Raw genomic sequence first — 25,356 nt, forward strand, 5'->3', positions numbered from 1 at the left:
CCGAACATCTTTGCTTCCGCTGAATTTTGAGGTGGGGATCTTACTACCCGGCAAATAGCGGGATAAATAGAATGATTCATAGCCAATAATCATGTTTAAATTTATGAAAAAGGGAGGTAACGGAATGGACCAAAGCAATTCAAATCATACATATAACGGACCTTCCAAAGCACTGCCCCTCTCCCTATTCGATGTAAAAAATGAATTGAAACAAAAAAGCAAGCTTATTCCTTCTGATACCTTGTATAAATTAACGAAAGAAGAGCAACTCATCATCAACAAAATAAAAATACAAACAGAACAGCTAAATAAAAATAATGTTACAAGAACACGCGCATACTACCAATTTTACATTCAATATCCAGAAATACATTGGGCACTGCTTGGACATATGGTATCACGTAACGGCGGTTGGAATATGACTGATTTAAAGGGCGATTTATATACGAGAATCTTATCAGAGAAAGATCAATTCATATTTTTTTCTTTTTTAGAAAGAGGGAATTGGCTTATTTTCCAAGATGTATACCCTCAATTTTTACTTTACGAACAAAGTGTAAAGAAATCACAAAAGTTATTTCACCTTCTCCCTCACCTAAATGTTTCTACATTTATGGAAACGATGTGGAACGATTTTTGGAAAACAGGCAACAAAAAAACATTAGCCATTGCAACTATTATTAATGAACAAAACTACTTAGAAAAAAGAGTGATTCAAAATGTACAATTTAAAAAGACTGTACTAAATAGTATTGGATTTAAACTCTTTGATTTCTTTCAGTTTAATCATATCCTTTTCCCATTCTACGAAAATGATAAGAAACAAAAAGTGTTACTATTTGGTGATACAATGAAACATTTCACTTCCTTACATGAACGAATATTAATTGGAAAAAGATTATATTCATTATTATTTCGAGATACACATGTTTTATCTCAAATAATAAGCTGGGCCCAACACCATCCGCATACGGGATCAAGGAAAGATTACTGGCCCCATTTATTTTCAAGTGTAAATGAATCTTTTTCCCGTGAGTTTTATAAGCGCCGAATAAAAAAATGCCAGTTACGAAATGACGCTTATCGCATATACAGCCCTGCACTCATCTATGCATGGCGAGATATGAAGCATGAGGAAGTTGACAGTGAAGATTGGTTTACCGATTGGCAAGTTGTACATTATTTAGTTGATAAGGAGGAAAATATAAATGGACAAATTACAGAAGACTACTGCAAAACACTCGAAAAAATTGAACTCGCAATTCTCGCAAAGAAAAATGTCCTCCTCCGAGAAGAAGAATGAGTTTCTAGCATTAGTAGTTACAATCTTTCTCTCTGCTATTATTGGAACTTGTTTAGATGCTTTTTTTGTTCATAAACAAATATATTCCTTTCCAGCTAGACCCTTCTCATCCACATTTTCGGTTAATATAGCTTTTACATTATTCGTACTGCCGATTTTAACAGTTATCTTTATACACATTTCAAAAAAATTATCTAAAGTTTCTAGAATTCTATTTATTATTTCAATTGGTATTTGTGCTAGCCTTTTTGAACAGATTGCTGAAAGTTTAGGTTTATTTATACACAGTACGAATTGGAACCATACATATTCTTTATTTGGTTATATGATTTTCCATTCTTTTATTTGGAACATATATAATTGGATAAAAAAATAAAGAGACCATTATAGGTCCCTTCTTAAGCATACTCTTCCATTATTGCTAATGGTGCCAGTGTTTGTAGGCTTTTAGAGCGTAAACGATAGGCAACGACTTTCTTCTTATATTGCTTAATGACATCAATATGTTCCTCATAGCTATATAGAGAAAACCTAATCTCTTTATTCCCTTTCTTCGTATCAATGACTATTGGTGTCCCTTCTCCGTGCGGCGGGAAATAATGTTTATCTAAAAACAAAGCCTCATTAAATTCATGAATAACTTGTAGTTTCATTTCTCCCTCTATATTTTTTCCATCTATTGATATAGAAGTATTTTCCGCCTCAAGTTTTTGATGCAACTCAAATTTACTAATAATTGATTCTACAACAGAAGTGGGCATACTAGAAACTAATACTTTAATAGCTCCAAAAACAAATAATGTAACTATAAACCATGTTGTCATTGTTATCATCTCCATTACATTTAAAAAATAAATTTCGTTCCATACGGTATTAGTATACTAATGAGTATTCCAGTTACAATCATCGTTACCGAACCGATAGTCGCTTCTTTCTCGCCTTCCTTCACTAAACGACTCACACCGATAATATGTGATGCACAGCCCATTCCAACTCCTTTTCCAATCGTACTTGTTATACTGAAAAACTTAAGTACTGTCGGTCCGACAATAGCACCTGTTATCCCTGCAACAACTACAAAACTAGAAGTCATAGATGGAATACCACCAATTTGATCCGCTAATGAAAGGGCAATAGGCATCGTTGCTAACTGTGGTAAAGTAGTTAATATAAGTTCCTTATCTATATTTAAAATTCCGCCAATCACTACATTCATGCTCGTTACAGCCACTATACCTATCACTACTCCGATAAGTATCGATAAAAAATTTTTCATCAGTATCTTTCGCTCTTTAAATAGAGGTATGGCTAATGCTACAATTGCAGGGCTCAATAAGCTTGAAAGAATGTCTCCACCATTTTCCCTATACTCATGATGAGAAATACCAAAAATCAAAAATAAACAAATCATAATTGCCGTAACTATTAACACCGGTAACGTAAATGCAAACGTAAATTTTTTATATAGATTTGTCGCCAAGAAATAAATTGCTACAGTAATAATAATTAAGACCATTTGAATCGTGCACCTTGTCGATTTTATTTTTTTGATGTTACTAATAATTGACTTATATAACCTGAAACAATTAAAGTTACTATAGTACTTGCAACTACTAAAAGGAATATAATACTCCCCTTACTTAAAAGAAAAGATCCGTATTCCATGAGCCCTGTTGTCGAAGGGATTAAAAATAACGGTAAAAATACGATTAACTTTTCCGCACCTAACTCAAACCACTTTAACGGTAGAACGCGAGTGAAAAGAAACAGGAACAGTATTAACATCCCTATTAAACTTCCCGGTATTGATAGATGGAATATTTCCTGAATCCACATACCCACTAAGCTAAATACATATAGCACGCCTACTTGAAGTAAAAGCGTCACGTACTTCATTTATTTCCCTCATTTCACTATCACACATCCATATTATGAAATCTCATTTAGCGTGTAAGCAAACCGTTTAATTCCAAGTTGAATTTGTTCTATATTCGCTCTACCAAACGTAAATCGTATATATTCATTTTTCGAACCTAAAACACTGCCCGGAACAAATGCGACACCATTCCGTATAGATTCACCTAATAAGTGATATTCATCAAACTTTCCTTTCACTTTACACCATACATGTATTCCACCCTCTGGCACGAAACATTCAACTCGGTCTCCCAATGTTCCTTCAAGCTCTGTAATTAATTCATCTCTTCTTTGCTTTAATTGTCCACGAAGTATCGTAATATGTGTATGAAAATCCTTTGATTCTAAAAATTGATTTGCTACCCACTGCGTAAATACACTATGGCCAAAATCAACTTGTTGCTTTGCATCTGCTAAACGCTCAATTACTCGTATAGGACCAATTATCCATCCAATACGTAATCCTGATGCAACAATTTTTGATAATGAACTTATATAAAGAACATTTCCATTTTGATCCATTGATTTTAATGTCGGATTCACTTCTCCATTAAAAGAAATTAAACTATACGGATCATCTTCTACAATTGGTATACCGAACTCAGAAGACAGTTCTAAAACCTTTTTACGTCTCGCTAATGAAAGTACAGTACCCGTTGGATTCTGATAATCTGGATTCAAAAATACCATCCGAATGCGATGCTTTTTGTGCAAATCGATTAAGTCATCTGGATTCATTCCATGCTCATCAACAGGTAAATGAAATATGTTTAAACCGGCCGATTTAAACATTGGAAGCGAAAAACAATACGAAGGATCTTCAATCGCGATCGCATCGCCAGGTTTTAATAAACATTGAACGATAAGATTAAGCGCCTGTTGTGCTCCAGACGTAATAAGAATAGAGCTTGAATCTGCTTCAATTTGTTTATATTGCTGAACATGTGCTGAAATTGTTTTTCTCAACATCTCATTTCCAAGTGGATGGTCATAACCGAGGTTTTCCATAAATGTTTTCTCCGACAAAATTGTTCGAAATCTATCACTTGGAATTAATTCTGGTGACAGTTCACCACTTGCTAAATTAATTAAATCATCTTTTTGTGTTTCCGTTCGAATTTGTTGAACGAGTGGTACGTTAGGTAAGAATGATCCGTCCTCCACGTACCTACCCCAGTTCGGTATTCGTTTATGTGAGACACCCCATATGTCTGTATTGACCCGTGTTCCGCTTCCCTTTTGCCGTTCTACTACTCCAAGTGATTTTAATTCTTCATACGCAGCTACTATTGTACTCCGGTTCACCTGTAATCCCTTTGCCAATATACGCTCAGAAGGTAACTTACTATCAGAAGGAAATTCACCTGAAGAAATGCCTCTTTCAATATAATCAGCAATTTGTTTATATACAGGTGTCTTATCTGCACGATTTGGTTTCCATTCCATCTAGTTCCCTCCTTTCAAAACGAACTATCCTCATTTTTTACTAACAGTATTCACCGTAAAAATAGTATTAATTAGTCACATTTTCTTATCCGTAAATGGATATATCCAAAATAGTTCTCTTTCTGATTACTCGATAGCTTCTGAAATTCCAACTTCATACTCTCATTTCAGTTCTTTCACAAACTATCAAATCATTACCACATACCATGTTACCCCAACCAGTAGAACAAAAAGAAGAAGAATATAGATTGCAGATAAGTTTTTCACATTTCTTTTTGTAGACTTGCCGTAATTCTCCTCCACGTTTCTTGCAACTAGTACAGTCCCAAATAGCGATACAATTACAATAATAACGACTAGTGAAATTGCAAAACTCATTGTCTTTTCACCTCTCTAAGACCCATCTATTTTAATTAAAGAACTTACATAAAAACCTTCCTCTTTAAAACGCTGATAACATACTACCTTTCTTCTCTTATCATAATAGATGTTTGTAAAAAGCGGACCAACCACTTTCGCGTTTTTTTGCTCATCCACTTTAAAAATAAAAAGCAACTGATCACTTAGGACCAGTTGCTTTTTCGCAAGGTTAATTATATCCATTTTCCACTTGAAATTAACCCGATTTAAAAGTTTGATTTTTTCATAATGAAAAGTATCGTTCACACCATTTACAAAAAAAGAACCTATGAAGGTCCTTTTTCAAATTATACAACACAGCACTATGTTGAGTATCTTAAAGTTTATACTAATGATAAAGTGAAACTTTAATCAGTCTTCACCAATCGGGCTTTTACGGGCAGCAGGCCCCTACCTAACTTCTTTGCTTCCGCTGAATTTTGAGGTAGGGGTCTTACTGCCCGGCAAATAGCGGGATAAATGTTAATAGACTTATTCTTCAATAATGAATTGTGAAATTAGCATTTCTAAATTTTCGACTTTCTTTTTCATTTCATTAGATTTCGTCGTTATTTCTTGAATCAATGTGGCTTGTGCTTGAATTGATTGTACCGTTCGATTCGTTTCTTGTGCGACTTGTGTTGCAGTTTCAGAAACTATTGACAAAGAGGCATTTACTTCTTCTGTCCCAGCAGACATTTCTTCTGTGGCAGCAGACACTTCTTGAATTTGGGTCGTTATTCTATTAATATCTTGCATAATAGATGAAAATGCGAGTTCTGCCTTATGCGCTGCTTCTTTACCACCACTAGCCTGTTGTTGACCTTTTTTCATTACATGAACTGTATCCTCTGTATCTTGATGTATAAAACGTATTAAATTATTTATATCATTTACAGATGTTTTAGATTTCTCAGCTAGACCTCTTACTTCAGCTGCAACTACTGCAAATCCTTTTCCATTTTCTCCAGCACGTGCTGCCTCAATTGCAGCATTTAAAGCAAGTAAATTCGTTTGTTCCGCAATATTAGTAATAACATCTAACGCTTCTTCAATTTGTTGTGTACGCGTAACAAGTCTATCAATGACCTTAGAAGTTTCTTCGACAACTTCATTCACGCTATTCATTTGATGAATAGATTGTTTTATAACTTCACTACCAGAGTTTGCTTGGTCTATTGTTGCAACAGCAACTTCAGCAACCATCGCTGAAGATTCAGCTACGGTTTGAACACCAGTTGCAATTTCTTCCATTGAAGTTGAACTTTCTTGAATACTAGTCACTTGTCCCTCTATTTCTTTATTTATTTCAGAAGTAGTTCGAACAACCTCGTTTGATATATGTGCTGCCGTTTTCGTCTCTTGTAGCATATTTCCAGTTGAAACAATCACTTCTTTCGCCGTAACCTTCACCTGACCGACTAATTGTTGCAAGTTATCTAACATACTATTAAAGGACTGTACAATATGGCCTAATTCGTTCTCGGATTTATAAGAAGTTCGAATTGTTAAATCTCCAGCAGATACTCGTTCCATATCTTTTTGTAATAATACAATTGGTTTTTTTATAGCATTTTTTGTTATAAAACCAATAAAAATGATTATTATGATTCCAACAAATGAAATAATTACAAATGTTATAATTGTATTTTTCACACTATTAACATTCTCTTTTTGTAGCTGTTCAGCAGCATTATTATTATATAAAATAAGTTCACGAATAGACTGAATTGTTTTTTCCATATTAGGGTCAATTTCTTTTAAATAATAGCTATAGGCTTCTTCATTATTAGTCAGTCCCAAATCTTGTGCTTTTTTCATTTGTACTCTTAAATCTTTAAATTGACTTTGAAACGCATTATACAAATCTTTTTCTTTATGAGAACTAATTCTAGTTTCAAATTGTTTTAACAGCTCATCATTTTCTTTTCTAGTCTTATCCATTTCTATTATGAGTTCTTTCATTCTTTTTTCATCTTTCGATATCATAATCTCCATAAAATTCATATTAACATGGTAAAAATTTGATTCTACAATTCCTATCCATTCAATTGGTAATAGTCTTTCTTCATACATACTAGAAGATGCATTTTCACCTTTTTGAAGCCCTAAAAACCCGAGTGAAGATAACATGATACAAGCCAAACTCGATATAATGACTAACACATTTAATTTCGTTCCAATTTTACTATTTTTAATAAAAGACAACAAAATCACTCCATCTATATATTATATTTTACTTGTTTTATATTACAACAACAATCGACATTTATCGACATTTTTTTATTAATCTTATAATTATATTCGAAGAACTTGATTCTCATACTATCAAATACTAAAAAGTCTTATGGGAATTCCACAAGACTTTTAATAGAGTTATATTGTTTCTATGAAATTATGATAAAAATTAAAGCGACTTATTAGTTCTTATAACTTCTTGATAGAGAATCGGTGACCACTTATCACTAATATAATCTTGGATAACCCAACCAACTCTTTTTGGATTCTCTTGTTTAATATATGCCGCGATCTCGGGATTTATATAAGACGCATAATAATATGGACTATTCCATGCTGTACCACCCGAAGACAAGCTTGTAAAATTAATATATAGATGATTTAAATCCTCGCTATTGTTCATCGTTTCATTGATTGTACCTTTAATAGATTTTACTTTCTCATCATAACTCACTTTATATTTATCTTGTACTGTTACATTTACATTTTTGTTTACAGTTGTGGTAAACGTCTCATTATCTGGCCAATAAAAATTATTATATCCTCCAGATTCATTACTGCCACTATATCTTTTTAGTAGTACAATTTTCCCACGAGCATCTCCAAGTTTTATATTTCCTTCTGTTTTTAAAAAGATAGGATCAACAAAATAATTTTTTTCAAACGTACTACTAAATGAATCTTCTGCCCCTTTCATATCCTCATACTCTTTTTTTAAAGACATAATAATTGTTTCACTCGGGTTATCTTTTAAAAATTGTTTCGCTTCATTTATGAATTCATGCAGTGTTACGTAAAGATATAATGGCCCATGATGAAGAACTATCGTATTATCATCTGTTAAACGTCCTCTTATATCAAAAATGCGAGCTCCATGGTCCATTTGATAGCGAAAATCATATTCTTGCGTCATTCCCCACACTTGCTTAATCGGATTTTGCAACTTGAACGTCCCACTATCGTGTGTTCCTGGAATTGAAATTCGTGCTAACGGAATATTATCAGGTATAGGTTGCATCCATTTCGACCAATTTTCAAGCTCATTAACAGAGCTAGCTGCAACTACTCTCTTATCATGTAAAGCAAATACAAATGTGATAAATATTGTACTACATATGAATAATTTCAAAATTAACTTCTTATTTCTCATTATTATCACTCTCTTTTTCTGTTTTTATATCAAACTTATTGAATATAATATAAGCTAGTTCATAAAAAATAAATAACATTTCATCAATATGAAATATTGCATAGAAGTAAAGTTAAAAAATCATTCACATATACTAAATTAGAAAAATTTAAAGGAACTTCATCTGAAGTTCCTTTTGCTTATTTTATGTTCAATACATATGAACCATCTTTATTCTCATATTTATAGACGTATAAATAATATTTTCCTGGCTTTGCATTATAAGTTCCTTTAACTACATTTCCTTCATTTTCACCATATGCTACATAGTTATTTAAATCTGATTCATGATGAAGTACCCATGTCATTCCGATATTTTGTTCATTTAGTAGAGAAATATTAATATTTTCCGGCGAGTCAATTTGGAAAGTAAATACATCTACTCTATCACTATTATGTAGCGTTCCTTTCACCGGTGTATGAAAGTTAACTTTATTTGCCTGTCTAGGCTCATTATTTGGTTCATTTTCTGTTACTTGTAATTCATTCCCACCGTTTGGTTTTCTTTGTTCATAGCCTAAGTTTACTAGTATAGACTTCAAATCTGGTAAAACACCAATTTTATCTGCATATGGATCTTTAGATTTTGTTCCTGTGCTCTGGTTGCTTAATATTGCTCTTAGTTCACTAGGTCTATATGGTTGTCCTAAATTTTCTTTAGCAATGCTTTGTACTAAAGTCGCTGCCCCAGCAATAATTGGCGAAGCACTAGATGTTCCGCTAAAGCTTGAAGTATAAAGATTTACAGCACTTCTACTTTGCTCGGCTGTAGTTGTATCTACATTTTCTCCCCATCCGTACACATCAATACGGCTTCCATAATTCGAAAACCACATACGTTCATGAGGGAAAGATGAAGAGCCAGCTCCTACCATAATTGCACCCGAATCTTTAAAATCTTTACTATTACGATTTAAGACTTGCTTACCCTTTCTATCTTTGAACTGATCTAAATCATTCCACCCATTTGCTCCAGCCTCTATAATTACAATTCCCTTATCTGTACCAGCACGAATTGCATCAAAAATATCTGGTTGTACTTCAACAGGTAAATATTTATCACCATATCCATCAAAGGATGCTTGCGCCTCTAACAATAAAACATCCCCAGCTTCTAACTGATTTACAGCGCTTAATATTGCATCAGCCGTATTATACTGTCCGTTATCTCTTATTTGAGAGATAACCTTTGCTTTCGCTTTTGGCGCAATCCCAATATTCCCGACTTCATTGTCCTCAGAGGATACAATTCCTAGTACAGACGTCCCATGACCGACATGCTGATTTATATTTCTTCCAGACATTAATTCAATATTTTGATGTAATAAATCCTCATGATTTAATAGCCATCCGTATTCCATATCAACAAAAGTGATACCATTTCCATTACCGCCTTGAACTCCCCAGGCGAAAGGCGCATTAATACCGTATGGGGCTGCTTCAAGATAACCTTGTTTTTTAAATCTAGGATTTTTATTAGGATTAAGAGCTACACTTGATGATTGCACTTCAGGTGGCATTATTTTCTCTTGTTTCTTCATATACGCATCTTCTATTAAAGAAGATGCCTTTAACTTATCTACTATTTCTTCTTCATACCCACTATTTTGATTTTGAAGAATATAGTAGTTTAATAAACTTGTAGATACATGATTAGGTGCTTTCACTTCAAGGTTTTGTATTTGTTCCGGGCTTACAGATGTGAATAAACGAGTAAATGTTACATCTGGATATTCTGTCAAAAGATCTTTTATTACTTTATCATTCGTTTGAGATTGTATTTGTTTTTCAATACCATCTTCATATGGAAAATCCAAATCTGCTTTAAATTTTACAATGATTTGCTTATCTGTTTCTTGTTCTATCCCTAATTTACTCTGCTGTTCTATAGAATCAGCATGTACACTATTGATAGTGCCTCCTGTTCCTAAAAGTGTTGTAATGATTACAGTTGACGCATACATTTTTTGAAATATTTTCATTACATCAATCCTCCTATTAATAATTATTAATCATTATATTAATCTATAATGATTTTATTTCTATAACGTATTCCCTTTCTACTAAATAGATTATAGTAATCAGAAATATGAACTTCAATGTATTTTCATATGCAATATTTCATATTCTGACTCTACACTACACGAATATGAAACTTATAGTGATTATTTATTTTATATGTGCTAATATACTTACATTAATATATTACGCATATACACATTCTGAACTACATTACTTAATAGTTTCACCTTAATTTTTTCTTAGGAGGATTTACAATGAAATTACTAAAAATAAAACATATAATCCCTTTATCCGCGGCTGCAATTACATTCGTATGTAGTCAAAGTACAGCTGAAGCTTCTACCATTCATACAGTAAAAAAGAACGATACACTTTGGGGCATTAGTAAACAATACGGAGTTTCAATACAATCCATTAAACAGGCTAATAATAAAGGAAACGATAAAACCTTTATTGGCGAACAGTTACATATTCCAGGGTCCGTGAAATCAAATGAAATCACTGTTCCTCAAAACGCCAAGCCTGCGAGCATTTCTGGACAAATTATTTATCAAGTACAACCGGGGGATTCATTAGAAACGATAGCAAAGCGTTACAATGTCACCGTCCAATCTATAAAACAAATTAACAATACAGTCGGAAACAAGCTTTATACAGGACAACATTTAAAAATTAACTCAAGCATTTCACAAAAAGAAAAAGACTTAATGGCACGCTTAGTTACTGCTGAAGCAGGTGGCGAATCCTATAAAGGAAAAGTAGCAGTAGCAAAAGTTATACTAAATCGTGTAAATGCAAAAGGTTTTCCAAATACAATAACAGGTGTTATTTATGAACCTATTAAATACGGATATGCATTTACTCCTGTTACAGATGGCAGAATTAATCAGCCTGCAAGTGCAGAAGCAAAAATGGCTGTAGAAGAGGCTATCTCCACAAATGGAGTACATTCTGACTGGATTTATTTCTACAATCCAAAAACATCAACAGACAAGTGGATTACGACACGTCAAACAGTAGCAGTAATTGGTAACCATGTGTTTGCTAAATAAGATTTAAAATCATTAACAGACCTCTTCACTTAAAAGGTCTGTTTTTTTTCTATGTAAGATGTTATTAATCATATGACATAGTGATTTTTCAAACTATTTCTTCTTTCAAATAAAAATTTTTGTATTTACTCCACCACTCGGAGAAGTTAATACAGCATCAAGTTCAAAAACTCCCACTTTATTAATAAAAGCTATTTCTTAACTTCATAAAATTGTTATACACTAGAAAAATAAAAAACAAACTATTCGTTAGCAGGTGAAAGAATATGTATGATGTTACAATTATCGGCGCTGGAGTAAGTAGCATTTTTATGGCTTATTCACTAGCTAAAAGTAACAAAAAAGTTTTAATTCTTGATAAAGGTAAAGCGCTAGAAGATCGCCATTGTCCTTTAGACGAAGGAAAAGTGTGTAATTGTACTACATGTGATAAATATTTCGGGTTTGGTGGTTTAGGAAGATCTGAAGGGAAATTTAATTATACAAACGGATTTGGCGGAGAACTTGAGCAAAAAATCGGTAAAGAGGGCTTTATACAGCTCATGGCTGAAGTAGATGAAATTCTATGTCAGTTTGGTGGAAGTTCTGTCTCAAAATATTGTACTGAAAATTCAAGTCTCACTAAAAGAGCTGAAGCGTGTGGTTTACAAATGCTAACAACAGAAGTAAGACATCTTGGTACTCCCCTTTCCAATAACATTTTTCAGCAGCTCTATGAATTTTTACTGACGAAAATAAAGATCAAATTTCAAATAGATGTACAACATATTCTGAAACAGGAAGATTATTTTACAATAGAGACAAATCAAGGAACAGTTCAAACTAAGCAACTAGTATTTGCAACTGGGCGTTCAGGGGCCGATTGGTTAAAAGAAATATGCAGTTCTCTAAGTATTTCTCAGGAGCAAACACGTGTAGATTTAGGAATTAGAGTAGAAATGAAGGAACATCAATTACGTTCTATATTAAAAGATACTTTTGAAACAAAACTTTCTTATCAAGGTGAGCATTTCACAGCAACTACTTACTGTATGAATCCAAAAGGACGCATCATTCGAAAGTACGAAGAAGGTTTAGTTATGCCTGACGGTCAAAATTTTCGAGAGCAAGGAACTGGCACTTCTAATTTAAACTTCACTTTATTTATTCCTCGCTATTTTCCAACTCTCAAAGAAGCAAATGTATACGCAAGTTCAATTATTAAAGGCATTAACCAAGGACGAGATCGGATTGTTATACAGCGCTTAGAGGACTTATTAAAGAAACAACCTACGGCGGAAAACAGCATGGAACATAATCGTATACAACCTACACTACAGGGGGATTATGGAGATTTGAATCAAGAAGTTCCTCAATTATATATTGAAGGGCTGAAAGAATTTTTATTACGTTTAGAACAATTTATACAAGAGCCTATTGATCAACATACTTTACTATATGGAATTGACGGAAAGTTCTATGCTCCTACGATAAAAATCAATAACTCTTTTGAAACAAGTGTGCATGGACTATTTTTAGTTGGAGATTGTTCCGGCGTCACTCATTCCTTATCTCAAGCTGCTGCAAGTGGTCTGTATGTTGGAAAGTACTTATCTGACATTTAATTTCTATCATTAAGATGTCAGTCAAATATTTTCAATTCCAAAACACTTTTACTTATATATAGTAAAAGTGTTTTAATAATCCCTCCTATCCTTCCCGGCTAATGATTAACTGACAAAGAAACGGAATTTTACAAAATACATATGTAACATAACTGTATATTTAAAACGATTGACATTCAATTCTAATAAATTGAATGTCAACAGTTTTAAAAGTCTCTATCCATTTTCACTTTCATTTGTTCGATATTTTGTAACATCATCATAGTGTTTAATATGGTAGGATGTCTATAAGTCAATTTCACTACAACTATGACTTGTTCTGCCCGTTTCTCAAAAAGAGTTATATTTATGCTACTACGCTTTAAAAATCCCCATTGTATGTATATGAATACTTCAAATTATTCCCTTTAGAAAACATAATCTAAATGGTTCATTAAACTCTAATAGTTATAAAAACATAATATATAACTTCAATTAAATAAATTGTATAAAGAAGGTGTAAAAATGAAGAATAAAATAAATTTACAAATGCAAAATATAAGTTTTGTTATAATAATGGCTTTAGCAGTATGGTTAAAAACATATCTTATTACGCGATTCAGTTTTGATTTAAAAATTGAGTCTTCAACGCAAGAGCTTATTTTGTTTATTAGCCCTCTAGCCGCATCATTAGCATTTGTTGGATTAGCATTATTTGCAACTGGTGAAAAACGAAATTATATAGCGCTATGTATTAATTTCTTATTAACGATCGTGCTTGTTGGAAATGTAATGTTCTATGATTTTTATAATGATTTCGTTACATTACCAGTACTTGGACAAACCTCAAACTTTGGCCAATTAGGCGGCAGTATTATAGAGATATTAAACTACAAAATTATACTCGCATTCGTAGACATTGTTTTCTTCTTTATTTTATTAAAAAAGAAATCATTGGTCTTTAAAACAGAACGTGTAACTCATTCTACACGCTTGTTATACTTTCTTTTAACGATTGGTGTATTCTTTGCGAATCTACAGCTTGCAGAAAAAGAGCGCCCTGAATTATTAACGAGATCATTCGACCGGGTAATGCTTGTCAAAAATTTAGGCTTATATACTCACCAAGTATATGACTTAACACTGCAAGTAAAAGCTGGGTCACAAAAAGCACTTGCTGATAGTAGTAAATTACAAGAAACTGAAAACTACGTAAAAGCAAACCAAAGCGAGCCAAACCCTAATATGTTTGGTGCAGCGAAAGGAAAAAATGTAATTGTCGTCACTCTTGAATCCTTGCAGACCTTCTTAATAGGCGCATCAGTCAATGGGCAAGAAGTTACACCATTCCTAAATGAATTCATAAATGAAAGTTATTACTTTGATAACTTTTTCCATCAAACTGGTCAAGGGAAAACATCCGATTCTGAATTTCTAATCGATACGTCGTTGTATCCATTAAATCGAGGGGCTGTATTCTTCACACACGGTAACAATGATTATACTGCGACTCCAGAAATTTTACGTCAGCAAGGTTATTTCACTTCTGTATTCCATGCGAATAACGCAACATTTTGGAATCGTAATATTATGTACTCCGCTCTTGGTTATGATCGTTACTATAATGAGCTTGATTACAAAATTACGCCAGAAACAAATTTAAATTGGGGATTAAAAGATATCGAATACTTTGATCAATCAGTAGATATATTAAAAACTGTTGATCAACCATTCTATGCTCGTTTCCTTACTTTAACAAACCATTATCCATTCACGTATGATGAAGATACAAAATTCATTGAACCATACAACTCTGGTAATGGCGTATTCGATCGTTACATCGTAACTGCACGTTACTTAGACGAATCAATTAAAAAATTTATTGAGCGTTTAAAGGCCGAGGGAATGTATGATGATTCTATTATTGTGTTATACGGTGATCATTATGGCATTTCCGAAAAACATAATCGTGCAATGGCACAGTTTTTAGACAAAGATCAAATAACAGAATTTGATACTTTAAATTTACAACGTACACCTTTATATATTCATATTCCTGGACAAACAGAAGGTCAAACTATTTCAAAGCCTACGGGACAAATCGATATGAAACCTACTATTCTAAATTTATTAGGTGTTGGTTCTACGAATGATATCCGTTTTGGCCATGATATGTTTTCAGATGAATATACTGGCTTTGTTGTTTTACGCGATGGTAGCTTCGTTACAGATAAGTATGCATACAAAAACAACACTTTCTACGACCGTATAACAGGGGAAATTGTAGATTTACCAAAAAAAGAAGCTCAAGCCCTCATTAAACGTGCACAAAATGAATTACGAATGTCTGACAAAATTATTGAAGGCGATTTATTACGCTTCTCAGAAAGTAATAAAATTAAAACTGGCGAAGTACAAACTAAAATTAAAGAAACAGAAAAATAATCTATATATGAAAAAGGAGCAACTTATTACAATTGCTCCTTTTTACTTTCTTATAACACATCAGATTTTTTATATAAAAAATCTGATGTGTTTACTTTTATTCTACGCTTGTTTCTAAAGCTACATCCGTATAGGTATTATCATCACCTATATTTAAAATTACTTCACATTGACGCAATCTCAATTCAAAGAGCATGATAGAATCATGATAGATTTCAGGATTTGATTTCATCTTATGTAATATCTCTTGTTTTTCTTGTATTTCTAAATGAGTGTTTTCTACAGCTTGCTTTAAGGAGTTAAATGGATTCCTAAAGAATATATTAATATCTCGCTCTTGTGTGTTTTCAAACAGCTCAAATTGCAAGAAAAATTTCTTCATAATAGAAGCCGTTACTTCAGTATAATCTTCATTTTCTACATACTGTTTGTATTTGTTATATAGCATAGATTTATTTTTAGGAAGAACTCCAAATAATTTACCGGCACTTTTCAACAAAAATTGTGCTGGCGTAAATCGACGTAAAATATTTACTTCATCCATTTGTATTCTAGTCGTCATCCTGTCAGTATCTCTGCGCCAGTCATCAAGCACTTTAAAATCACATTCTAACTGTATTCTATTTTCTCCAAATAGTGAATTAAGCCCTTCACTAAGTTCTTCTAAATACGTTTGACTTTGAAGAAGCTCATTATTAGAAGTTGCAATCCAATTTTGCATAGAAAGAGCGAGATTAGGTAATACAGTTTGTTCTAAATATTTATGCACTTTTTCATTCATTGCTTTATTTAGTTCCGTATCCATGTGCCCGAAATCACTTTCTTCACTAATTAAATTAGAACAGCTCTTTAATATCTTCGGAATATTTTCAGTAAGATCATTTGTAATTTCAGTCTTCATTGAACGATATGATTGTGTAATGAAATGAATTTTTTCCCTCTCAAATGCAGTAAGGTTATTAATGCTACCGTTTAGTTTCACTAGCATATCTTCATTCCAATTAATAGCATCTACTAGATTATTTTCTTTCTCAACACGTTTATCCAAAAGATATGTAATTGTTTTTCGAATGAAAAATAATAACTTTTCAGTACGTTCTGCATCGATATTTTTATGATTAAAGTTAAAATGAATAAACTCAGTTAAATCATTTAATTGTTTACTACTTGTATATAACGAGGAATAAGGGAAAATTCTCGCATGCGGGAAATATGTGTTTATTCTCGTTGCCGTATCATGTAATACCCTTTTCACTTCTGCTTCACTGTAAATGTTATCGATTTTATTTAATAAGAAATGAATTTGTAAATTTGGCGTATGTTCTTGAATACTTAATAGAATGTCACGTTCTTTGTCAGTAAAAGGTGAATCCGCATTCAATACGAACAGTAATTCGTCTACAGAATTTAAATATTCGAATATCTCATCTCTAGTGTCGTTATTCCTATTAAAGCCAGGTGTCACTACAAATGTAAGTTTATTTTCATTTAAAAATCTGCATGGTAATTTAAATTCAACACACGCTCTATCTCTATATGTTTGATGGTGCTGAGACATCATATTATGGTAATCAGAGACATCTTCCGTTGTTGTAATTGCCGAGTCTGTTATAGCGTTTATTTCTATATGAGCATCATTTTTTAAAACTACTACATTTGAAATTGATTTTTCTAATATGTTTTCTCCTAATATAGAGTTAATAAATGTAGTTTTTCCATTTCCTGAAGTACCCGTTACTAAAATACGATTTGTTCTTAAATCTGCGAGTTCGTCAACTAACCATTTAAATCGGTGACCTATTTCTATATTGTGCTTTTGTGCCCACTGTGTAATAGATTCAAAAAGGTGTAAGCTGTACTCTAAGCCATTTACATGATTAATAGAATGTGACAGTAAGTTTTCCGCATGCTCTATATTTGCTGAATCTATTTTGGAAGGGAAAATCTCATCCCATGCCAATACAGCTGCAGATGGAAATACAGCATAAGATGGATTAACTACCTTTAACCAATTTGCTAACAGATTGGGTATGATATCGTTTAATTGTCTAAGCGTATATTGACCTTGAATTAATGCAAAGTAAGTTTCTTCGTAAAGAGCAGAAACTTTGTTCCATATATCGGACGAATGTATTTCAATATGTAAGAAAAATTCATTTATTGTATTAAGCCATAATAAATAATTTTGTTCATCTTTATAACTGTTCCAAAGTGATGAAACCATTTGCGTAAACTGTACTTGATCTACATTATTTAATGTAGCTAATGCATTATAAAAATAATCTGGTGAAATATGTTTAGTAAACCCTTTATCAATATATCCTTTTAATACCTCAAACCACGGATACGATTCTATTCGAATTAACTCATTCACAGCAAGCTCTACTGCACTATCAAAATCTTGCTGTTCCTCATAAAAGGAACGGGCAATTTTTGTGACATTCGGATAATCAGGATTTAAAGAAACTGCTTCTTTAATAACACCGAAAGCTGAGTCAAAATTATTTTGCTCAATGTAAAGAGAAAGTAATTGTAGTCTAATTTCGATCATCAATATTTTATTATCAGTAGTAATAGAAGTATAAATATTTTCAGCATATGATAATTGATTAAGTTCGAAATAAGCATCCGCAATATTTTTTTGTGCCCATGGTGCTAATTCATTACTAACCTTCTCCCATTTAAAAATAGCTGCTTCAAAATCTTGATGACGATAATAAAATTCACCTTGTGCAAAACGAATATAAGACCCATCAGAAATCTCATTTTTTTCATCGTTTACATAAGCTTGTCCAAGTACGTCAAGAGTTGGTTTTGTTTCATTCTCCATTAGGAATGTTTCATAATACATCTTTTTTATTAATTTTTTTTCTAATCTCATCTTTTCCCCCACTATATCTTGAAAATACATTTTTAAGATATACCAATACTTTTTGTATGTATGCTTTTTATCTTAACAAAGAATATCTTTTGGAAAATTTCATTTTCCTTTCATTTTTCAAGTTAGATTGAATTTTTATGAGAAAAGTTTCAGTTTTTTTTCAATTCCCTTTCAGTTATGAAACAGCATTAAATGTTCCTAATAACCTAATAATACTATAATATTCCACATTATATTATCAAGAAAATCTCATATAAACCATATTATAAAAACAATCTATATTGAATTTATATGCATTATTCACTGCGCTGTCAAACAAAAAAATAACAATAGGAGCCAACGGCTATTCATACCATTTCTTTCTCAAATTATTTTCCTTTAAAAGGCTTCAGTGGTTATGTAATTAAATTCCATTAACCTATATAAATAACTAGTCCAAAAAAAATCTATATGCATATCATGTTATAGTAAAGAATTTAGGAAATCCTAAAAGGAGGCATTTTCATGTTTGAAGATAAATCTAAAATAAATTACCCATATGAATTTACTGAAACCACAACAGTTCCTCTAAAGAACCCCATTGATAAAAAATTCAAGAACGGCACAGGTACACATAACTTTCCAATTAAGAAACACTACAAAGAGCAAGTTCTATACACTGAAAAAATTAATAATAATAAAAATAAATAATCGTATAGATCCTTATGACAATTAACCAAATAAGAATCAATATTAGGCCATGCATAGTTATGTCTTTAATAATGTAAAAATCTTCATTATACTATTCATGCACCTTTTAAAAAGTGCTGTATACAGCGCTTTTTTATACATAGATAAATATAAGCTAACGCAGCCAAGAAATAAACTGCAAAATTACTTCACCATATTCTCGTTTAACAATTAAATCTACATATTAAAAGGGAGCAACAGTAAATGTTGCCCCCTTTTGAAATATAATTTATTCACTCTACATAACCCTCTTAAACATCTTCTCCAACTCATAAGTAGAATGATGCACAAGAATCGGTCTTCCGTGCGGGCATGTATACGGGTTTGTTGTTGTACGTAGTTCTTCCAGCAAAGCAAATATTTGATCGTTCGTTAAATATTGATTTGCTTTAATAGATGCTTTACAGCTCATCATGATGGCTGCTTCTTCACGTAATTTTTTAATATCAACTTTTTTTAGTTTAACAACTTGCTCCATCATTTCATCGATAATTTCTGTTTCTTGTCCTTTCGGGAACCACGTTGGGTGCGAGCGGACGATAAAGGATTGATGGCCAAATTGCTCCAAGAATAGACCGACTTTTTTCAGTTCTTCTAGTTGCTCTTCAACACGTAAAAATTCAGTAAGAGATAAATCGATACGGTACGGTACAAGCAGTTCTTGTACTTCTTGCGCTACCCTTCCTACTTTATCACGGAAATATTCATAGTTGATACGTTCCTGCGCAGCATGTTGATCAATCATATATAAGCCTTTATCATTTTGAGCAAAAATATATGTTCCATGCATTTGTCCAATTGGATAAAGTGGCGGTAAGTCATTACCGTTCATTTCAATCTCTTTGATTTCCCGAACTTCTTCTTCCAATTCCTCTAATTCAAAGTCCTCTTCATTACTGTCCCACGATTTCTCTTCTCGAATTGGTTCTTCCATTATCGGTCTAGTAGATGGCTGCCAACTTTGTTCTTCTCTTACGAGCGACTGTGGTGGTTGCCATTCTTGTTTCGGCGGTTGCCACAGTTGTGCTGACTGTTTCACAGGCAGCGGTTCTTCTTGTTTTTCATCCATGCCAGTTGGTAAAACAATGTCCGGCATGGATGGTTCTTTCGGCTTCGCATGCTCAAACTGGAACTGTTCTTGCACACTCTCGTCTTTTTCTTTTTTCTTCGTTGTTACGCCTGCATCTGGAATGAGCTGTATTTTTTTAAATGCAGCTTGCAATGTTTCTTCGATAAGCTTTAGCAATTCTTGTTCTTTACTAAAACGAACTTCTAATTTTGCAGGATGTACGTTAACGTCAACAAGCATTGGATCCATTTCAATCGATAAAAATCCGATTGGATATCGTCCGACTGGCAGTAATGTATGATATCCTTGCTGAATTGCTTTCATTAATACAAAGTTTCGAACGTAACGGCCATTTACGATTGTTGACATATAATTTCGAGATGCTCTCGTTACTTCTGGTAATGTTACATAGCCTGTAATTGTGAAATCTAAAGATTCAGCTTCAATCGGAACAAGTTTCTTCGCAACTTGAATGCTGTAAATCGATGCAAGTACTTGTCTTACATCACCATTACCTGACGTATGAAGCAATTTCTTTTCATTATGAAACAGCTTTAACGATACTTCTGGATGTGACATTGCAATACGATACACAATATCTGTAATATTACCAAGCTCTGTATGAATGGTTTTCATATATTTAAGACGCGCTGGTGTATTAAAGAATAAGTTTTGTACTGTAATATCTGTTCCTTTTCGGCTCGCGGTTTTCTCTTGCTTTATAATGTCTCCACCTTTAATAATAAGGTGTGTACCAGGTGCATCACCTGTGCTAGTGATTAATTCTAATTCACTAACTGAGGCGATACTCGGCAATGCCTCACCACGGAAACCGAGTGTTCTGATGCGAAACAGATCGTTTTCATCTTTAATTTTACTTGTCGCATGTCGTTCAAAAGCTACGATGCAATCTTCTTCTGTAATGCCATCTCCATTATCAATGATGCGAATTTTCGATAAACCAGCTTCTTCTAAGTGGATTTCAATAGATGTACTATTCGCATCGATAGAATTTTCCACAAGTTCTTTTACGACTGAAGCAGGACGCTCTACTACTTCTCCTGCCGCAATTAAGTTAGAGAGTTGGTCATCGAGTTTGCGAATTTTCCCCATCTACTTACTCATCCTTTCTTTAACTTTTTCTGTAAGCGATACAGTTCGTTCATCGCTTCTAAAGGCGTCATATCAAGTAAATCAATTTTTTTAATTTGCGCCAGTACTGCTGTTTCTTTTTGATCTAACGCAAGCTTGTCTTGTTTCTTCGAAGACTGTTCTCCTCCAAAGAAAGATAGTTGTGATTCTTCCTCAGTCTCTACTTTCGCCTCTAGTACTTCTACTGGCTCTTCTTTTACAACTACAGGTTCTGGAATAACTTCTTGCTCCTGCACTTTCACTTCTACACGCTTTGGAATAATAATTTCTTCTTGTCCTTCTAGTTGTGCTAACACTTCTTTCGCGCGGGCAATTAAGCTATCTGGAAGCTCTGCAAGTTGCGCAACGTGGATTCCGTAACTTTTATCTGCTGCTCCATCTTGAATTTTATGAAGGAATACTACTTTACCATTCTCTTCAATTGCTGAAACGTGTACATTTTTCAGTTGATCTAAACTCTCTTCTAACACAGTCAATTCATGATAATGTGTAGAAAATAACGTTTTTGCCCCAATTTGGTCATGAATATGTTCAATGATTGCCTGTGCAAGTGCCATGCCATCATACGTAGATGTACCTCGTCCAATTTCATCAAATAAAATTAAACTTCTTTCTGATGCGTTTGCAATTGCATTTTTCGCTTCTAACATTTCGACCATAAATGTACTTTGACCTGAAATCAAATCATCTGCTGCACCAATTCTCGTAAAGATTTGGTCAAATACAGGTAATACTGCTTCTGTCGCTGGTACGAAACAACCAATTTGTGACATAACCGTTACAAGTGCTAACTGTCTCATATACGTACTTTTACCAGACATGTTCGGTCCTGTAATTAAAAAGACATCCATCTTCTCTGGCATAATACAATCATTCGGTACATACAATTTTCCGTTCAATACTTTTTCAACGACAGGATGACGACCATCTTTAATAAAGATTTCACGCTTCGTTGTTAGTACAGGTTTTACAAACTGTTCTTCTTCACTAACTGTCGCGAAACTTTGCAGTACGTCTAATTCACTAATTACTTTTGCTAAATGTTGTAATTTCGGAATAAATACTTTTACTTCTTCACGAAGTGCTGTAAATAAATCGTATTCTAGCTGTACAATTTTTTCTTCTGCTTCTAAAATTAACGTTTCTTTTTCTTTCAGTTCATCTGTAATGAAACGTTCAGCATTAGCAAGCGTTTGTTTTCGTTCGTAGCGGCCTTCTGGAAGTGCTGCAAGATTCGCCTTCGTCACTTCAATGTAGTAGCCGAAAATACGGTTGTACCCGATTTTTAACGATTTAACTCCTGTAATATCACGCTCTCGTTTTTCAAGCTCAGCGATCCACGTTTTTCCGTTTTTACTAACGTAACGATATTGATCAAGCTTGTCATTATAACCGTCTTTAATAATATCTCCATCTTTAATAGAAAGCGGTGGGTTTTCTTGAATACTTCTTCCTAGTAATTCAGTTAAGCTCTCACATGGATCCGCTCCTTGAATTAACCTTGCTGCATAAGCATTATCTAACAAACTAATCGCTTCTAAAATAGCTGGTACTTGAAGTAAAGATCGTCTTAACTGTAATAAGTCCCTTGCATTGACATTACCAAATGCAACTTTTCCTGCTAAACGTTCTAAATCATATACTTCTTTTAGTTTTTCTTTTAAATCTTCACGTAAGAAGTAATCATTTACAAATGTTTCAACCATTTCTAAACGCTCTTCAACTTTTTCTTTCTGAATAAGTGGACGTTCCATCCACTGTTTTAACATACGACCACCCATAGCTGTTTTTGTTTTATCCAATAGCCATAATAATGATCCTGTTTTTTCTTTCGTTCGAAGTGTTTCTGTCAGCTCTAAATTTCGCTTTGAATGCACATCAATTTTCATAAATTGATTCGTATAATAAATTTCTACAGGCTGTAAATGATCTAATGAACGTTTTTGCGTTCTTATCACATAGTTAAATAAGCGTCCAATTGCTTTAATTAACTTTGCTTGCGAAACATTTTTCACAAGATGTTCTAATCCTTCAGGAATTGCCGTTGCATCTTCATATGAAATTGTCATTTTTAACGTTTCAGTTAATTTATTTAATTCATCTTTAGAAAATGAAGAATCTACAACAATTTCTTTTGAACCAGTTGCATACACTTCCAATAAAATATCTTCTACTGAACCAGTTAACAACGTTACTGTATTTTGTCCAGTCGTTAAATCATTACAAGCTAAAGCATATGATCCATCTTCAAAATGTGTTAATGCGGCTAAGAAGTTGTTTTCTTTCTCATCAATTGTACGCCCTTCCATCATCGTTCCTGGCGTAATTAGTTGTACTACTTCACGGCGCACTACACCTTTAGCTGTTTTTGGATCTTCCACTTGCTCACAAACAGCAACTTTATATCCTTTTTCAACAAGTTGTTCAATATAGTTTTTAGCTGCATGATGCGGTACACCGCACATCGGTATACGATCACTACTGCCACCATCTCGGCTCGTTAATGTAATCTCAAGTTCATGAGCTGCTTTAACGGCATCTTCAAAGAACATTTCATAAAAATCGCCTAATCGGAAAAATAAAAAGGCATCTTGATAGTCTGCCTTAACCTTTAAATATTGCTGTATCATAGGGGTATATTGCGTCATACTTTTCCTCCATAATTCTTACATAGTAATCAATTTTCATATATGTCACATTTCACGGACATCCATATCTCCTATTTCAGGAGTCTATCTTTATTATAACATATTTCATAAAGAATCATGTTCATTCAGCGCCACTTATGTAAAGTAAAAAGCTAGGAAGAACTTCTCCCTAGCTTTCTATTACTCTTCTTCTGCATCAACGATAAAGTTCGGATCTAATTCTTCAAATTCATCATCAGCAATTTGGAAATCATCATCTGATTCTACGCAGCCTTCAGGATTTACACTTACACAAATTTTCGTTTCTCCAACTACTTCTGTTACAAATTCACGTTCTACAGTTACAACAATTTTATTACCGTTTGGTGATACAAGCGCTTCTAAACAATTTGGTGGCTGAATAACACGAGCAATAATTTCTAAATCATCACCAGAAAAGTTTTTATCACGATAACCAATGCTTACTTCGTCCGTGTAGTTCACGCGTTCTGTTACAACTTCAGTCTTTGTATTTCCATCAAATGAATACCAAGTGTTCACATCATAGAAACCTTCAATTTCCACATGCTTCCCATTCTTTCTTGCTTCGTACGAGTGGTTAATTACCCAGCACCCTAAAATACTTGTTGGTTCATTATTCGATTCACATGTATGCGTTGACTTTGTATACTTACGTCCTTTTCCAACCACTGCTTTTGTAATAATCTCTCTAAATTCGGACATTCGTAACCCTCCTCAATCACTATTCACTTAATCATATGCGTGACAATAGCGGAATGTGTCATTCTTTTTTTGAGAAGAACTTACGTTTAATCAACTAAAAAAAAGAGATGTCAATATGACATCTCTTTAACAACCACAATTTCCTTTTTTACTTTCTACCGCTGCGCCAGTTTCACCCTTAAGTACATCGCCACCAGTTGAAATTAATATTTCATCTGTTACGTTGTTAGAAATTGTACTAGCAACTAACTGTAATAAGTCATTTACATATGTTTGTGAAGATTTAAATTCTTGTACGACTGGAATACTGTCTAACTTATCTTGCAATGCATCAATTTCAGCTTCTACCTTTTTTAAAGCTTCCCACTTCCCGTAATGCTGCAAGTTTACTGCTTGTTTTTGCAGTGCTTTAATTTCATCGATTGCGCGCTTTACATTTTCATTTTTATGAATTTGCGCCTCTGCTTTCTTAAAAAAATCAACTTCTTCTGTTTCAGAAATCATTTTTGCTAATTCTTTTGCTTGTTCAACAATGTCATCTTTCGAATATACTTTCATCT

At 33.2% G+C, this 25,356-nt stretch carries 19 protein-coding genes; 6 read left to right on the forward strand and 13 right to left on the reverse strand.

The window, feature by feature from the left end; all coding sequences use genetic code 11:
* Nucleotides 1–124: 124 nt before the first annotated feature.
* On the forward strand, nt 125–1,303 hold the full coding sequence (locus tag ACYFX0_RS03325; RefSeq protein ID WP_000372811.1) for a DUF2515 domain-containing protein: 1,179 nt from the start codon (nt 125–127) through the stop codon (nt 1,301–1,303).
* Nucleotides 1,278–1,679: a CBO0543 family protein gene (locus tag ACYFX0_RS03330; RefSeq protein WP_042595508.1), complete on the forward strand. Its 402-nt coding sequence runs from the start codon at nt 1,278–1,280 to the stop codon at nt 1,677–1,679. The genes ACYFX0_RS03325 and ACYFX0_RS03330 overlap by 26 nt, the downstream gene beginning before the upstream one ends.
* Nucleotides 1,680–1,701: 22 nt before the next feature.
* Here the strand turns inward: ACYFX0_RS03330 and ACYFX0_RS03335 are convergent, their stop codons facing one another.
* From ACYFX0_RS03335 to ACYFX0_RS03370, 8 genes are all read right to left on the reverse strand, one after another.
* Nucleotides 1,702–2,127, reverse strand: coding sequence for a YfmQ family protein (locus ACYFX0_RS03335; protein WP_000214632.1), 426 nt, complete (start codon nt 2,125–2,127; stop codon nt 1,702–1,704).
* A gap of 20 nt (nt 2,128–2,147) precedes the next feature.
* Nucleotides 2,148–2,819 carry an LrgB family protein gene (locus ACYFX0_RS03340; protein WP_106081622.1) on the reverse strand — a complete coding sequence of 224 codons (672 nt, stop codon included), beginning with the start codon at nt 2,817–2,819 and terminating at the stop codon, nt 2,148–2,150.
* A 23-nt stretch (nt 2,820–2,842) separates the two neighbouring features.
* Entirely contained in the window at nt 2,843–3,199 is a 357-nt protein-coding gene (locus tag ACYFX0_RS03345; protein ID WP_000878483.1) for a CidA/LrgA family holin-like protein, read from the reverse strand.
* A gap of 33 nt (nt 3,200–3,232) precedes the next feature.
* Nucleotides 3,233–4,666, reverse strand: a complete 1,434-nt coding sequence (pdxR, locus tag ACYFX0_RS03350; RefSeq protein WP_000454960.1) for a MocR-like pyridoxine biosynthesis transcription factor PdxR — start codon at nt 4,664–4,666, stop codon at nt 3,233–3,235.
* Nucleotides 4,667–4,852: 186 nt separating this feature from the next.
* Nucleotides 4,853–5,044 (reverse strand): hypothetical protein, encoded by a 192-nt coding sequence (locus ACYFX0_RS03355; protein WP_000006462.1) that lies wholly within the window; start codon nt 5,042–5,044, stop codon nt 4,853–4,855.
* Between the two features lie 513 nt (nt 5,045–5,557).
* Nucleotides 5,558–7,273 (reverse strand): methyl-accepting chemotaxis protein, encoded by a 1,716-nt coding sequence (locus ACYFX0_RS03360; protein ID WP_106081621.1) that lies wholly within the window; start codon nt 7,271–7,273, stop codon nt 5,558–5,560.
* A gap of 199 nt (nt 7,274–7,472) precedes the next feature.
* Entirely contained in the window at nt 7,473–8,453 is a 981-nt protein-coding gene (plcA, locus tag ACYFX0_RS03365; RefSeq protein WP_074790741.1) for a phosphatidylinositol diacylglycerol-lyase, read from the reverse strand.
* Between the two features lie 179 nt (nt 8,454–8,632).
* Complete coding sequence (locus tag ACYFX0_RS03370; RefSeq protein ID WP_000689211.1) at nt 8,633–10,474, reverse strand: S8 family peptidase; 1,842 nt, start codon at nt 10,472–10,474, stop codon at nt 8,633–8,635.
* A 294-nt stretch (nt 10,475–10,768) separates the two neighbouring features.
* Between ACYFX0_RS03370 and ACYFX0_RS03375 the strand changes: the two genes are divergently transcribed.
* From ACYFX0_RS03375 to ACYFX0_RS03385, 3 genes are all read left to right on the forward strand, one after another.
* A complete protein-coding gene (locus ACYFX0_RS03375) occupies nt 10,769–11,566 on the forward strand; it encodes a cell wall hydrolase (protein ID WP_000771008.1) in 798 nt (265 codons plus the stop codon).
* A gap of 266 nt (nt 11,567–11,832) precedes the next feature.
* On the forward strand, nt 11,833–13,170 hold the full coding sequence (locus tag ACYFX0_RS03380; RefSeq protein ID WP_074790738.1) for an NAD(P)/FAD-dependent oxidoreductase: 1,338 nt from the start codon (nt 11,833–11,835) through the stop codon (nt 13,168–13,170).
* A gap of 504 nt (nt 13,171–13,674) precedes the next feature.
* The gene (locus ACYFX0_RS03385) at nt 13,675–15,594 is read left to right on the forward strand and encodes an LTA synthase family protein (RefSeq protein WP_086397843.1); all 1,920 of its coding nucleotides are present in this window, start codon (nt 13,675–13,677) and stop codon (nt 15,592–15,594) included.
* A 97-nt stretch (nt 15,595–15,691) separates the two neighbouring features.
* Here the strand turns inward: ACYFX0_RS03385 and ACYFX0_RS03390 are convergent, their stop codons facing one another.
* The gene (locus ACYFX0_RS03390) at nt 15,692–18,475 is read right to left on the reverse strand and encodes a dynamin family protein (RefSeq protein WP_001235292.1); all 2,784 of its coding nucleotides are present in this window, start codon (nt 18,473–18,475) and stop codon (nt 15,692–15,694) included.
* A 504-nt stretch (nt 18,476–18,979) separates the two neighbouring features.
* Here ACYFX0_RS03390 and ACYFX0_RS03395 point away from each other — a divergent pair.
* The gene (locus ACYFX0_RS03395) at nt 18,980–19,165 is read left to right on the forward strand and encodes a hypothetical protein (protein WP_000461138.1); all 186 of its coding nucleotides are present in this window, start codon (nt 18,980–18,982) and stop codon (nt 19,163–19,165) included.
* A 277-nt stretch (nt 19,166–19,442) separates the two neighbouring features.
* Here the strand turns inward: ACYFX0_RS03395 and mutL are convergent, their stop codons facing one another.
* The 4 genes from mutL to ACYFX0_RS03415 form a co-directional block, all read right to left on the reverse strand.
* Complete coding sequence (gene mutL, locus ACYFX0_RS03400; protein ID WP_460269876.1) at nt 19,443–21,386, reverse strand: DNA mismatch repair endonuclease MutL; 1,944 nt, start codon at nt 21,384–21,386, stop codon at nt 19,443–19,445.
* An 8-nt stretch (nt 21,387–21,394) separates the two neighbouring features.
* Nucleotides 21,395–24,073 (reverse strand): DNA mismatch repair protein MutS, encoded by a 2,679-nt coding sequence (mutS, locus tag ACYFX0_RS03405; protein ID WP_000195990.1) that lies wholly within the window; start codon nt 24,071–24,073, stop codon nt 21,395–21,397.
* Nucleotides 24,074–24,253: 180 nt separating this feature from the next.
* Nucleotides 24,254–24,796 (reverse strand): outer spore coat protein CotE, encoded by a 543-nt coding sequence (gene cotE, locus ACYFX0_RS03410; protein WP_001288799.1) that lies wholly within the window; start codon nt 24,794–24,796, stop codon nt 24,254–24,256.
* Nucleotides 24,797–24,922: 126 nt separating this feature from the next.
* On the reverse strand, nt 24,923–25,354 hold the full coding sequence (locus tag ACYFX0_RS03415) for a YlbF/YmcA family competence regulator (RefSeq protein WP_000870460.1): 432 nt from the start codon (nt 25,352–25,354) through the stop codon (nt 24,923–24,925).
* Nucleotides 25,355–25,356 lie beyond the last annotated feature (2 nt).

The sequence above is a fragment of the Bacillus sp. NEAU-Y102 genome, from assembly GCF_054788175.1.